This window comes from Kitasatospora sp. NPDC089797, from assembly GCF_040684795.1.
Taxonomy (GTDB): domain Bacteria; phylum Actinomycetota; class Actinomycetes; order Streptomycetales; family Streptomycetaceae; genus Kitasatospora.
Map to the genome: position 1 here is coordinate 143,903 of NZ_JBFBGS010000013.1, position 12,571 is coordinate 156,473.

7 protein-coding genes and 2 pseudogenes are annotated in these 12,571 nt (G+C 77.1%); 8 read left to right on the top strand and 1 reads right to left on the bottom strand.

Going from position 1 to position 12,571, the window contains the following annotated elements; translation table 11 throughout:
* The first annotated feature begins 299 nt into the window (after nt 1–299).
* The 8 genes and pseudogenes from AB0O91_RS12875 to AB0O91_RS12910 all read left to right on the top strand — a co-directional run bounded on the left by AB0O91_RS12875 (nt 300) and on the right by AB0O91_RS12910 (nt 11,236).
* Entirely contained in the window at nt 300–1,673 is a 1,374-nt protein-coding gene (locus tag AB0O91_RS12875) for an AAA family ATPase (RefSeq protein ID WP_363431096.1), read from the top strand.
* Between the two features lie 184 nt (nt 1,674–1,857).
* The gene (locus tag AB0O91_RS12880) at nt 1,858–4,770 is read left to right on the top strand and encodes a BTAD domain-containing putative transcriptional regulator (protein ID WP_363431099.1); all 2,913 of its coding nucleotides are present in this window, start codon (nt 1,858–1,860) and stop codon (nt 4,768–4,770) included.
* Nucleotides 4,771–4,861: 91 nt separating this feature from the next.
* Nucleotides 4,862–5,266, top strand: coding sequence for a hypothetical protein (locus AB0O91_RS12885; protein ID WP_363431101.1), 405 nt, complete (start codon nt 4,862–4,864; stop codon nt 5,264–5,266).
* Nucleotides 5,267–5,449: 183 nt separating this feature from the next.
* Entirely contained in the window at nt 5,450–5,893 is a 444-nt protein-coding gene (locus AB0O91_RS12890) for a hypothetical protein (protein ID WP_363431103.1), read from the top strand.
* Nucleotides 5,894–6,214: 321 nt separating this feature from the next.
* A pseudogene (locus AB0O91_RS12895) lies at nt 6,215–6,814 on the top strand (carbohydrate binding domain-containing protein); the annotation flags it as partial.
* A 207-nt stretch (nt 6,815–7,021) separates the two neighbouring features.
* Nucleotides 7,022–7,981 (top strand): annotated as a pseudogene (locus AB0O91_RS12900) (chitinase); the annotation flags it as partial.
* Nucleotides 7,982–8,226: 245 nt separating this feature from the next.
* The gene (locus tag AB0O91_RS12905) at nt 8,227–10,623 is read left to right on the top strand and encodes a DUF4118 domain-containing protein (protein ID WP_363431105.1); all 2,397 of its coding nucleotides are present in this window, start codon (nt 8,227–8,229) and stop codon (nt 10,621–10,623) included.
* Nucleotides 10,624–10,813: 190 nt separating this feature from the next.
* Nucleotides 10,814–11,236, top strand: coding sequence for a hypothetical protein (locus AB0O91_RS12910; RefSeq protein ID WP_363431108.1), 423 nt, complete (start codon nt 10,814–10,816; stop codon nt 11,234–11,236).
* Between the two features lie 13 nt (nt 11,237–11,249).
* Here the strand turns inward: AB0O91_RS12910 and AB0O91_RS12915 are convergent, their stop codons facing one another.
* Entirely contained in the window at nt 11,250–12,062 is an 813-nt protein-coding gene (locus AB0O91_RS12915) for a GNAT family N-acetyltransferase (protein WP_363431110.1), read from the bottom strand.
* Nucleotides 12,063–12,571: the final 509 nt, after the last annotated feature.

The following is a 12,571-nucleotide window of genomic DNA, read 5'->3' on the forward strand; positions in this document are numbered from 1 at the left end:
TCCCCCCCCACCCCCCCGCCCCCCCCGGGGCCTACTCACCGCGGGTTTGTGCCCCCCCCCCCCGCTATCGCCCATGGGCCCCGCCGCCCCCCCCCCCCCGGGGGGGGGCCCGTCCGCCTGTCCGTGACCCGGCATCGTCCGGCGCGCACGCGGTCCGGGTCCTCGCTCCGACCGCGGGCCCGGGCTCTCGCTCCGGCTGCGGCGCGCGCCGCGGCGCCGCGCCCTCCGGCGCCCGCGCCCCACCGTCGACCGGGCGGTGGCCCGGCGTCACCGGTCAACTCACCCTCCGGATAGGTAGGATGACTGACCGTCATTACCAGCCAGCTGGAGGGGTCGTGCCGGAGCTGCACTTCACTGTCCTGGGACCGCTGCGGGCCTGGCAGGCGGGCCGGGAGCTGCGGTTCAACCGGGCCCGCGACCGCGCGGTGCTCGCGGTGCTCCTCGCCGCCGCGGGCCGGCCCGTGCCGGTCGGCGAGATCGTCGACGGGGTCTGGGGCGACGAGGGGGACGAGGCGCCCGACCGGGTCGGCGCGCTGCCCGGCCACGTGTACCGGCTGCGCAAGGTGCTCGACGGCCCGGCGCCGGACCGGGTCGGCGCGAGCGTCCTGCGGCACGAGGGCAAGGGGTACCGGCTGGACGTCGACCCCGGGGCCGTCGACCGGACGGCCTTCCTGGCCGGGATCGCCGAGGCGGCCGCCGCCCGCCGCAACTGGCAGCCGGAACGGGCCCGTTCGCTGTTCGCCGAGGCCCTCGCGCTGTGGACGGGCCGGGCGCTGGACGACGTCCCGGGGCCGTTCGCGGCGCACGAACGCCGCCTCCTGGGCGACCGGCGGGAGGAGGCGGTGCGGCACCACCGGGACCTCGGCGTCGAGCTGTCCGGCCCGCCCGGCCCGCCCGGCCCGACGCCCGGGGCCCGTGAGGTTCGGCGCCCGCTCCAACTCCCGCCGGACCTCGCCCAGTTCACCGGTCGACAGGCGCAACTGGCCGAGATCGGCGAGGTGCTGGGCAGGGCGGCGCGGACGACGGCACCGCTGGTCACCGTGGCCGGCGCGACCGGGACCGGCAAGAGCGCCCTGGCGGTGCACGCCGCCCACCGGGCCGTGCACCTCTACCCGGACGGCCAGTTGTACGCGGACCTGCGCGGCGCGGACCGGGCTGCGGTGGCCCGGATCCTGGCCGCCTTCGTCCGCGCGCTGGGCGTCGAGGAGTCGGCGGTGCCCGCCGGCCTCGCCGACCGCCGGGCCCTGTTCCACCGGCTGCTGGCCGGGCGGCGCGTCCTGGTGGTGCTGGACGGCGCCGCCGCCGTGGAGCGGGCCCGCCCGCTGCTGCCGACGGCACCGGGCTGCGCCGCCCTCGTCACGCTCGCCGACCCGGGCGGCCCGGAGCCGCCGGAACGCCCGGACGGGGCGGACCGGCCGGGGCCGGAGCCCGACGGCGAACACCGGGTCCGCCTGGGCCGGCTGAGCCCGACCGACGCGCTGCTCCTGCTCGACCGGATCCTCGGGCCGGACCGGGCGGGCCGGGAGCCGTGCTCCGTCCAGGCCCTGGCGGCCGCCTGCGACCACCTGCCGGGTCCGCTGTGCCGCGCGGCCGACCTGCTGCTGCGCCGGCCGTCCTGGGCGGTCTCCGCCCTGGTCCCGTCGCCGAAGGGGCGGCTGCGGTGCGGCAGCTAGTGCCGCTGGTGCCGACTCCGCTGCTCCGGATCCTGCCGACCGGGCGATGCCGGGACGCGCCGGCGGCCGCCCTGCGGGTCCGCCCTCCGACGCCCGCCTGCGGCGCGTCCGGCGGAACGGGCGGAACGGGCGGACCCGGTGCGCCCGGCGGAACCCGCGCGACCGATGCGATCGGCGCGCCGCGGTGAGCCGGGGCGGCCCCGACGACGACGGCGCCGCCGGGCTGAACTTCCGGCTGCTGGGCCCACCCGCCGGCTGGGCCCGCGACCAGCCGCTCGACCTGGGCCGACGGCAGCAACAGGCCTTCCTGGCCATGCTGCTGGCCCGGCCCGGACGGGTGCTCACGGCCGAGGCGCTGGCGGCCGGGGTCTTCGAGGAGGACCGCCCGCCGGCCCGGCCCAGGTCCGTGCTGGCGACCCACGCCTACCGGCTGCGCCGGGAGTTCAGGAGGTTCGCCGCCGAGCACCTGCTGGTGACCGTCGACGGCGGCTACCGGCTGGACGTGCCCGCCGGGGCGGTGGACGTCGGCACCTTCGACGCCCTGGTCGGACAGGCCGACCGGGCCACCGCCGCCGGGGAACTCCCGTACGCCCGGGACCGGTTGGCCGGTGCGCTGGCCCTGCACCGGGGCGAGCCGCTGGCCGGCCTGCCGGGCCCGCACGCCGCCGAGCTGCGTCTTCGGCTGCAGCTGCGCCGGCTCACCGCCCTGGAGGCCAAGCTCGGCCTGGACGTCGAGCTGGGGGACAGCCCGAGCTGCCTGGTGGACCTCGGCCGGGCCGTCTTCGCCCATCCGTTCCACGAGCGCTTCCGGGCGCTCCTGGCGGCGGAGCTGGACCGTTCGGGCCGCCCGGCCGAGGCCCGCGCGGTGCGCGCCGAGGCCCGCCGCTTCTTCGAGGAACAGGGCCTGGGGCAACCGGAGTTGGACGTCACGCCGACCCGGTCCGACCGGGCCGCCGCCCCGGCCGCCGCCCCCGCCGCTGTGACCTCCGACCCGACACGACTGCCCCCCGCCGTGGCGGACTTCACCGGCCGCCGGGAGGCCGTGGCGCACCTGGCCGGAACGCTGTCCCGGCCCGACCCGGCCGCCGTGGTCGTGCTGGCCGTCAACGGCCTGGGCGGGGTCGGGAAGACCACCCTGGCCCTGCACGTCGCCCATGCGCTGCGCGACCGCTACCCGGACGGCCGGCTCCACCTGGACCTGCGCGGCACCCGGGCCGACCCGCTCGACCCCGCCGAGGCCCTCGCCGTGCTGCTCACCGCCCTCGGCACGGCCGAGCGGGCGATCCCCGTCGACCCGGTCGAGCGCGCCGCGCTCTACCGGACCACGGTGGCCGGGCGCCGGCTGCTGCTCCTGCTGGACAACGCGGCCGACGCCGCCCAGGTGTTCCCGCTGCTGCCCGGCGCCCGGAGCTGCGCGGTGCTGATCACCAGCCGCAGTTGGCTGAGCCTGCTGCCCGGGGCCCAGCACCTCCACCTCGACGCCCTGGCGCCGTCCGAGGCGCTCGACCTGCTGGCCGCCACGGCCGGGCGGGCCAGGGTCGAGGCCGAGCCCGGGGCGGCCGCCGCGATCGTCGGGGCCTGCGGGCTGCTGCCGCTGGCGGTCCGGGTGGCCGGCTCCCGGCTGGCCGCCGACCCCGGGCAGCCGCTCGCCCGGCTCGCCGCGAGCCTCGCCGACGAGTCGACCCGGCTCGCCGAACTCGCCTGCGACCACACCGCCGTGGAGCCCGCCCTGGCGCTCTCGTACGCCCGGTTGGATCCGCCGCAGGCCCGCGCCCTGCGGCTGGTGGCCCTGCCGGACGTGCCCGACCTCGCCCTCCCGGCCGCCGCCGCGCTGCTCGACCGGGGTCCGGCGGAGACCCGCGCCCTGCTGGAGGCGCTGGTGGACCTCAACCTGTTGCAGTCCCCGGCCGCCGACCACTACGGCTGCCACGACCTGGTCCGGGTGTTCGCCCGGCAGCGGAGCGGTCGGCAGGACGCTCCCGGGGCGGTCACCGCCGCGTTCGCCCGGCTGCTCGACCACTGCGTGGCGGGCGCCCGGAGCGCGGCGGCGGCGGCCCACCGCACCGATCTGGCCCGGCGCGGTGCGGCCCCGGTGGTGACCACCGGGGCGGGCCCCGCCTTCCGCAGCATCGAGGCGGCCAACACCTGGATGCGGGCCCAGAGCGCCCTGCACCACGCGGTGGTCCACCGGGCCTGCGCTGACGACGGGCTGTCGCTGGCGCAGGCCGCCGAGCTGGTGGACACCATGGGCGGGGCGTTCTTCGGCCGCGGCTACGCGGCCTCGGTGGCCGAGCTCGCCGGGCGGTTGGCCGAGGCCGCACACCGGCGCGCCGAGCCGGCCGCCGAGGTCCTGGCCCGCTCGGTGCGCGGCGGCATGCTCTGGCACACCGGCCGGTTCGCGCAGGCCGGTGTCGAGCTGAACCGGGCGCTGCCGCTGTGCCGGGGGCGGGAGTTGAGCGGGCTGCGGGCGCGGGTCCTGCACCTGCTCGGGGCGACCGCCCGGCTGGAGCGGCGCTACGAGGAGGCGATCGTCGTGCTGGGCCGGGCCGCCGCGCTCTTCCACGCGCTCGGGGACGCCGCCGCCGAGGGCCTGACGCTCGGTGAACTCGCCGTCTGCCAGGCGCAGACCGGCCGCTTCGCGCGGGCCCGGGCCACCGCCGTCCGGGGTGCGGAGCTGACCGGTCGGCAGTTCCGCGGGGCGGAGGCGGTCAGCCGCTTCTACCTCGCGCGGGTGCTGCACCTGGGCGGCGACCTGGCCCCGGCGCTCGCCGAGGCCGAGCGCGCGCGCCGGGGGCTGGGCAGCATCGGCCTGACCGACTACCACGTCGCCGCGGGCGTGCTGGTCGCCCAGGTCCACCTGACGGCGGGGCGGGCGCGGGCCGCCGTCCGCTCGGTGGAGGAGACCCTGCCGCTGGCCCGGCAGGCCTCGGGCACGCTCGAAGGGTTCGCGCTGGGCACCCTCGGGGAGGCCTGCGCGATGCTGCGGCGCACCGACCGGGCCCGCGTCGTCCTGGGCGAAGCACTGCGCCGGTTCCGGCAGTTGGATCTCCCGGTGCACGCGGCGGAGGTCGAGTCCGTGCTGCTCGGCCTGGCCTGACGCGGGTGCTCATCGTTTGTCCATCGGGGTGTCCGAACCTTCCGGTGTGCCCGGTCGAAGGACCGGGTCGCGATCGAGAGGGAGAACCGGGATGTTCGTCAACGGAGTCCGCAAGACGGCCGTCGCCCTGCTCGGCACGGCGCTGGTCGCCGGCCTCGGCCTGGCCGGCGCCGGCACCGCCGCGGCGTCGAGCGGCGGCGGCTGCGGCGGCACCGACACCGAGCGGGCCTGCGTGAGCGCGGGGAACGGCCAGGTGACGGCGCAGGCGTACAGCAACTTCGGGAACGGCAACTGCAACGAGGAGGTGATCCTCTGGGACTACACCACCGGCGGCCGGGCCCTGGACACCACCTTCCCGTGTCACAGCGGTGAGTACACCTACTCCTACACCCTCACCAACCCGAGCGGGGGCCACGACTACAAGGCCGAGGTGCGCTTCTACTGGCCCGGTGGCAGCGGCTACGACTACCAGCTCAGCCCCGACCTCTTCTACTGACCGGCGCTGACGGGCAGCCCCCACCGGGGCTGCCCGACCGGGCCGGTCGCCGGCTCCCCGCGTACGGAATCCGTCAAGACGGCGGCCCGCGCATTCCGGTGCGGCGTGCGGACCGTCAAGATCGTCCCCCGGGGGCGTCGCCGACGCCCGCGTCCGTACGGTCATCACACGGGGGAACGTCCCATGGCGCACCTGCTCGTCGAAGAGAACTTCCAGCACCTCGACGGTGACGACGTGGAGTCGCTGATCGAGGCGCTCACCGAACTCGGCTTCAGCGCGGAGCCGACCCAGCCGCGCACGGCGGGCCGCGGCCGCGACTGGACGCTCTTCCTGCACTGGCTGCGGGACGACCTCGCGCCGGTCAGCGGGGACGACGTGGCGGCGGCGCTGGTCCGGGCCGTGACGGAGACGCTGGGCCAGGTGCACGCGGCCGGTGCGGGCGGGACCAGCGTGCGCGGCCGCACCCTGCCGGTCCGGATCGACATCCGCGGGCGGGCCGGGGAGCTGATCAGGTCGATCGAGCTGCCGGCGGCCCCGGCGAAGGCGGCGGCGCCGCACTGGTGGCGCGGCACCCGGCCGGCCGCCGCCGAGGGGCCGGTGCCCGGGGCGCTCGGCTTCAGCGGCTGACCCGGGAGGCCGGTGCGCGGCGGGTCCGTCGGTGACACGCCGTGCGTGACGGGTTGGTGAGTGACAGGGGTGCGCGGGAGGCCGGTCGGACCGGCCTCCCGCGCCGCTGTCGTTCCGGCCCCGACCGTGCCGTCCGCCGTGGCACGGGCTGTACCGCGGAATTGGTCCAGACCTAAATGGTCCAGACCTATTGACCGCTCCGGCCGGTCCTCCTACGATCCGGTCCGGCACAGCCCCACATGTCCCCACCTCATCCAGCCGGGCGGCACGCCCCCACGCGTCGGCCTTGTCCATGGCGCCCGGCCGGGAAGGGAGTTCAGCATGTTCCGTCGGAGGCCGCGCACCCCGCGCGCATCGGATGCTCTCCGTCCCTGTCCGGACCGGGCCCGCACCGCGGGCGGGCGCCCGGGGAACGCCCCGCCCCGGGCCGGGCTGGAGCGCGCGACGCGGGTCGACCGCGGCAGCCGCGCCCAGCCCGGGCCGACGGCGCTGCGGCGCTCGCTGGCCGGCTTGAGCGCGGCCGCCCTGATCGGTGCCGGGATCGCGGTGGTGGGCTCCGTCACCGCCGGGGCCGCGACCCCCAACCTGATCGCCAACCCCGGGTTCGAGAACGGGCTCGCCAACTGGACCTGCTCCGGCGGTTCCGGCGCGGTCGTCAGCAGCCCGGTGCACTCCGGCAACTCGGCGCTGAAGGCCACCCCGACCGGCCAGGACACCGCCCAGTGCAGCCAGACCGTCAGCGTGCAGCCCAACTCCCAGTACACGCTGAGCGCCTACGTCCAGGGCAGCTACGCCTACCTGGGTGCCAGCGGTACCGGCGGCGGCAGCGACCCGTCCACCTGGACGCCGAGCAGTTCCTCGTACAGCCAGCTCAGCGTCAACTTCACCACCGGGGCGAACACCACCTCGGTGACCGTCTACCTGCACGGCTGGTACGGGCAGCCCGCCTACTACGCGGACGACGTGTCGCTCACCGGCCCCGGCGGCAGCACCAGTTCCCCGCCGACCACGCCGCCGACCACGCCCCCCACGACCCCGCCCACCACGCCTCCCACCACGCCCCCCACGACTCCGCCGACCACGCCTCCCACCACCCCGCCGACGACCCCGCCCACCACCCCGCCGGGCAGCGACACCTGCCCGACGAAGCCCAGGCCGTCCGGCAAGGTCCTCCAGGGCTACTGGGAGAACTGGGACGGCGCCGTGAACGGCGTCCACCCGGGCCTCGGCTGGATCCCCATCACCGACAGCCGGATCGCCGCGCACGGCTACAACGTCATCAACGCCGCCTTCCCGGTGATCCTCTCCGACGGCACCGTCCAGTGGCAGGACGGCATGGACACCAACGTCAAGGTGGCGACCCCCGCCGAGATGTGCCAGGCCAAGGCGAACGGCGCGACCATCCTGATGTCGATCGGCGGCGCCGCCGCGGGCATCGACCTGAGCTCCAGCACCGTCGCCGACCGCTTCGTGGCGACCGTCGTCCCGATCCTCAAGAAGTACAACTTCGACGGGATCGACATCGACATCGAGACCGGCCTGTCCGGGGGCGGCGACATCAAGACGCTCTCCGCCTCGCAGGCCAACCTGGAGCGCATCATCGACGGCGTGCTGGCCCAGATGCCCGCGGGCTTCGGCCTGACGATGGCCCCCGAGACGGCGTACGTCACCGGCGGCAGCGTCACCTACGGCTCGATCTGGGGCGCCTACCTGCCGATCATCAAGAAGTACGTCGACAACGGCCAGCTGTGGTGGCTGAACATGCAGTACTACAACGGCAGCATGTACGGCTGCTCCGGTGACTCCTACCAGGCCGGCACCGTCCAGGGCTTCACCGTGCAGACCACCTGCCTGAACAACGGCCTGACCATCCAGGGAACCACCATCACCGTGCCGTACGACAAGCAGGTGCCCGGCCTGCCGGCCCAACCCGGCGCGGGCGGCGGCTACATGGACCCGGGCTCGGTCGGCCAGGGCTGGAGCGCCTTCGGCGGTGCGCTGAAGGGGCTGATGACCTGGTCGCTCAACTGGGACGGTTCGAAGGGCTGGAGCTTCGGCGACAACGTCAAGTCCTTCGAGGGGCGTTGAGCCCCCGCTGAAGCCGGTCCGACGGCCCGCCCCCGCTCCCCGGGGGCGGGCCGTCGCCGTGCGCGTGCGGGCCGGTCCGGCCGGACCGATGGACCAATGGAGGGACACCGGCGAGCGGATGCCGGAGCCGCACGTCCCGGTCGCATAGCGTGACGCCCGGCCTCCGCCCCGAGCCGGGCACGGAGAACGAGACGCACGGGCGCACGAGCGCCGGAGCACAGCAGCGGAAGAGGGGCTGACGGACGGTGACCGGGAGGCTGCGGGTGTTCCTGGGGGCGGCGCCGGGAGTCGGGAAGACCTACGCCATGCTGCGGGAGGGCCGACGGCTGCGCGGCGAGGGCCTGGACGTGGTGGTCGGCCTGGTGGAGACGTACGGCCGGCACGGCACCGAGGAGCAGCTCGGGGACCTCCCGGTGCTGCCCCGGCGCCCGGTGGCCTACCGGGGCGCGGAGCTGACGGAACTGGACCTGGACGCCCTGCTGGCCCGCCGCCCGGCGCTCGCGCTGGTCGACGAGCTCGCGCACACCGACCCGCCCGGCGGGCGCCACCGCAAGCGCTGGCAGGACGTCCGGGAGCTGCTGGACGCGGGCATCGACGTGGCGACCACGCTCAACATCCAGCACCTGGAGAGCCTCAACGACGTGGTCGAGCAGATCACCGGCACCGCCCAGCGCGAGACCGTCCCGGACGAGGTCGTCCGTGCCGCCGACCGGATCGAGCTGGTCGACCTCAGCCCGGAGGCGCTGCGCACCCGGCTCGCCCAGGGCGAGGTCTACCCGCCGGACCGGATCGACGTCGCGCTGGACCACTACTTCCGGGCGGGCAACCTCGGCGCCCTGCGGGAGCTGGCGCTGCTCTGGCTCGCCGACCGGGTGGAGGACGAGCTGGCCGACTACCGCGCCCGGCACGGCATCCGGGCGCCCTGGGAGACCAAGGAGCGGATCGTCGTCGCGCTGAACGGCGCCCCGCAGGGCGAGCACCTGATCCGCCGCGGCGCCCGGACCGCGACCCGGATGCACGGGGACCTGATCGGGGTGCACGTCCGGCTGGACGACGGTACGACGCAGCACGAACCGCCGGGCCTGGCGGCGCACCGCGCGTTGCTCCAGGAACTGCACGGCAGCTTCGTCGAGGTGAGCGGCGGGGACGTGGCCCGGGCCCTGGTGGACTTCGCCCGGGCGGAGAGCGCCACCCAGATCCTGCTCGGGCCGACCGGCCGCAGCCGGCTGCGCGAGCTGGTCCACGGCTCGGTGATCAACCGGGTGATCCGGCTGGCCGGCCCGATCGACGTGCGCGTGCTGCCGGCCCGCGAGCCGGGGCTGCTGACCGTACCGGCCGGGCCCCGACGGCGGCGCCCGGCCCTGGTCCCGCTCCGCCGGCGCCGGCTGGCCTGGCTGCTCGGACCGGCCGGGGTGGTCGCGCTGACCTGGGCGCTGTCCCCGCTGCGCCGGTCGATGGGCCTGTCCGGCGTGCTGCTGTGCCTGCTGCTGGCGGTGGCCGGGACGGCCCGGCTGGGCGGGCTGCTGCCGGCCGCCGGCGCCACCGCGGCCGGGGCGCTGGCGGCGGACTGGTTCTTCACCACGCCGTGGCACAGCCTGACCGTGGAGCACGGCGCGGACCTCGCGGCGCTGCTGCTGTTCCTGGCGGTCGCCGGGGTGATCGCGCACCTGATCGACGGCCTGACCCGGCGCTCCCAGCAGGCCGGGCGGGCGCGCGCGGAGGCGGCCGTGCTGGCCCGGCTGGCGGGGGAGACGGTGGAGTCCGGGCCGCGGGTACTGCCCGACCTGGTGGCCGAGTTGCGGCAGGTGTTCGGGCTGGACGGCGCCGCGGTGCTGGTGCGCACCGGTGCGCTGTGGCAGCCGGCCGCGGCCGCCGGGGCGACGGTGCCGCAGCGGCCGGACGAGGCCTCGCTCGCCGTCGACCTCGGCGAGGGCACGGTGCTGGTCCTGCGCGGCGCACCGCTCACCGAGGAGGACACCCGGCTGCTGGGCCCCTACGTCACCCAGCTGAAGCTGGCCCGGGAGCGCGAGCGGCTGGCCGCGCAGGCCGCGCGGGCCGAGGCACTCGCCCGCACCGACGAGCAGCAGACCGCGCTGCTGGAGGAGGTCGGGCGGGAGCTGCGGGCGCCGCTGGCGGCGGTGCGCCGGGAGGCCGGGGCGCTGCCCGGGCCGGCCGGGCAGCGGATCGGCGCCGCGGCGGAGCGGATGGCGCGGCTGGTCGCCGACCTGCTGGACCTGGGCCGGCTGCGGGCCGGGACGCTGACCGTGGTGCTGCGGCCGACCGTGGTGGCCGAGGCGGTCCGGGCGGCCGCCGACGGGATGCCGGGCGTCCGGGTGGAGCTGGAGCTGGAGCCCGGCCTGCCCCGGGTGCTGGCCGATCCCGGGCTGCTGCGGCGGGCGGTCGCGGACGCGCTGGCGCTGGGTGCGGCGGGCGGCGGGCCGGTCCTGGTGGCGGCCGGCGCGGTGGCCGGGCGGGTGGACGTCCGGGTGACCGTCCAGGGGTATCGGGCGGGCGACCGGAGCGGCGCGGGCCCGGCCGTGCTGGGCGGCTTCGTCGAGGCGATGCACGGCGAACTGACGGTCGAACCGGCGCCCGGCGGCGCCACCGCCTTCGTGCTCGGCCTGGCCCGGGCGACGGCCTGACACCGGGCCCGGTAGCGGCCCTGAGACTCAGCCCGGCACCGGGTCGGCCGCCGTTCCGCGGCCCGCGGCGTCAGGACCGCGTAGCGAGGGCGGGCGGCGGCGTCAGGATCGCGTCAAGACGCAGCGGTGGCGCGCCGCCCGTCCGGTTGGCTGGCGCCGGACGAACGTACGGCGAGGCTGGGACGCAACCATGCGCATGTACTCCGCCCGCCCCGGCGGGCGACGCTACCGGCCGGTCCTGGACCGGCTGTCGACGGGGGTGTCCTTCGCGCTGGCCCTGCCGGCCGGCGGGCTGCTGGCACTCGGCCTCGACCGGTTCGGCGAACTCCACGCCGGCCTGCTCCCGTACCTCGCCTACCTGGGCCTGGCCGTGCTGGCCGGGGCGTACTCCCGGCCGCGGGCCGCACCGGTGGTCGGCCTGGCGGCCTGGCTGTGCTGCAACGCCTTCGCCGAACACCACCACGCCGAACTCGGCTGGTCCGGGGCGGGCGTGGAGGGGGAGCACTTCGCGCTGTTCACCGCCGCCGCGCTGCTGCTCTCGCTGCCCGCCGCCCTGCCGCGCCGGTCGATCCGGGTCGAGCGCCTCCGCCTTGACGGGCCGGCGGCCCCCTGACACCGCCGCCCGGTCAGCGGGCGAGTGCCGGGCCCGCCCAGTACACCACCTCGTGGCGCACCGCCCGGAAGCCCGCCGCCTCGGCCAGCGCCCGGCTCGCCCGGTTGCTCCGGGGCGCCGACCAGGTCGGGGTGAGCCCCCGGCCGCGGGCGGCGGCGGTGGCGGCGTGGACGCAGGCGAGCGCGAGGTCGAGGCGGCGGAACGCCGGGTCGGTGGCCACCGCGAGGTCCAGATGCTCCCGGCCGACCAGGTACCCGCACACCACTGAGGCCAGGTACGGGCCGAGGAACGCGCCCCAGGCGAACCCGCCCCCGGCCAGCGCGCGGTGGCCGCCCCAGGTTTCGGCGATCCAGTGCGGGCCGGCGGCCGTCGACCCGGCGGCCGACCCGGCGGCCCGCCGGGCGAAGCGGTCGAGCCGGGCGGTGTCCCCGGCCTCCAGCGGGCGGACCCAGGCGGCGGTGTTCCGGGACACCGGCCGGGGCCGCTCGGCGTGGACGTGCACCACCCGCACCCACGGGGTGAGGTGGCTGAAGGTGCGGCCGAGCAGCGGCAGGAAGTGTTCCGGGGCGTGGAACTGCCCCCGCCCGTGGCGGGCCAGCACGTCCGGGTCCAGCCGTGCCGGGTCGCCGTGCAGCAGCCGTTCCGGGCCGCAGTGCACCAGCAGTGCACGGGGGTCGCCGGGGTCGTCCGTCCACCAGCCGCCGTGGGCGCTCCGGAGGACGTGGGCGGGCAGGAGGGAGGCGCCGGGCCGCTCGGCGCCGAGCCGGTCGGCGCCGAGCCGGTCGGTCAGGGGCGGGGTGGTGACGGGCGGGGTGGTGACGGACATCCGTCCAGTACGGCAGGGCGCGGGCCGCGGGGGCGGCTCCTTGACGAAAGCCTGGCAGCGGCGGGCCGGTTGCTGACGGAACCTTGGCGACTGCGGTGGCACCGGGGCGAGTTGGCGGCCGTCCGGGGCCCGGTACCGGCGGTCCGGCGGCAGTCCGGCGTCAACCCGGCGTCGAGGCCGGGCCCGTACGGGGCGGGCGCGGCGTCCACGGCGCGTCAGGGGTTCGTCAGGGCGGGTGAACGGGCTTGCCCCGGGCCCCCGGGCAGGCTTGGATGAGGGACATGCACCGCTCGACACGCCACCACGACCGCCCGCCGCATAGTCGGCCGCGGATCGTCGTCGCCGTCGCGGTCGCCACGGCCGTCCGGTAGTACCGAGCTCCTTCCCGCTGGTCACCGGCCGCGTGCACGGGCCGGGCTCCGTCTTCGTCGGGCCCGTGCCGATCACCGCCGCCCGACCCCCGCCCCGATCGGCGGGAATCAGCGTACCCGGGCAGGTTCGAGCAAGAA

Excerpts from the sequence above, each read along its gene's own strand:
- AB0O91_RS12875 (WP_363431096.1), top strand. The coding sequence starts at position 300 with ATGACTGACCGTCATTACCAGCCAGCTGGAGGGGTCGTGCCGGAGCTG.
- AB0O91_RS12885 (WP_363431101.1), top strand. The coding sequence starts at position 4,862 with ATGTTCGTCAACGGAGTCCGCAAGACGGCCGTCGCCCTGCTCGGCACG.
- AB0O91_RS12890 (WP_363431103.1), top strand. The coding sequence starts at position 5,450 with ATGGCGCACCTGCTCGTCGAAGAGAACTTCCAGCACCTCGACGGTGAC.
- AB0O91_RS12910 (WP_363431108.1), top strand. The coding sequence starts at position 10,814 with ATGCGCATGTACTCCGCCCGCCCCGGCGGGCGACGCTACCGGCCGGTC.
- AB0O91_RS12915 (WP_363431110.1), bottom strand. The coding sequence starts at position 12,062 with ATGTCCGTCACCACCCCGCCCGTCACCACCCCGCCCCTGACCGACCGG.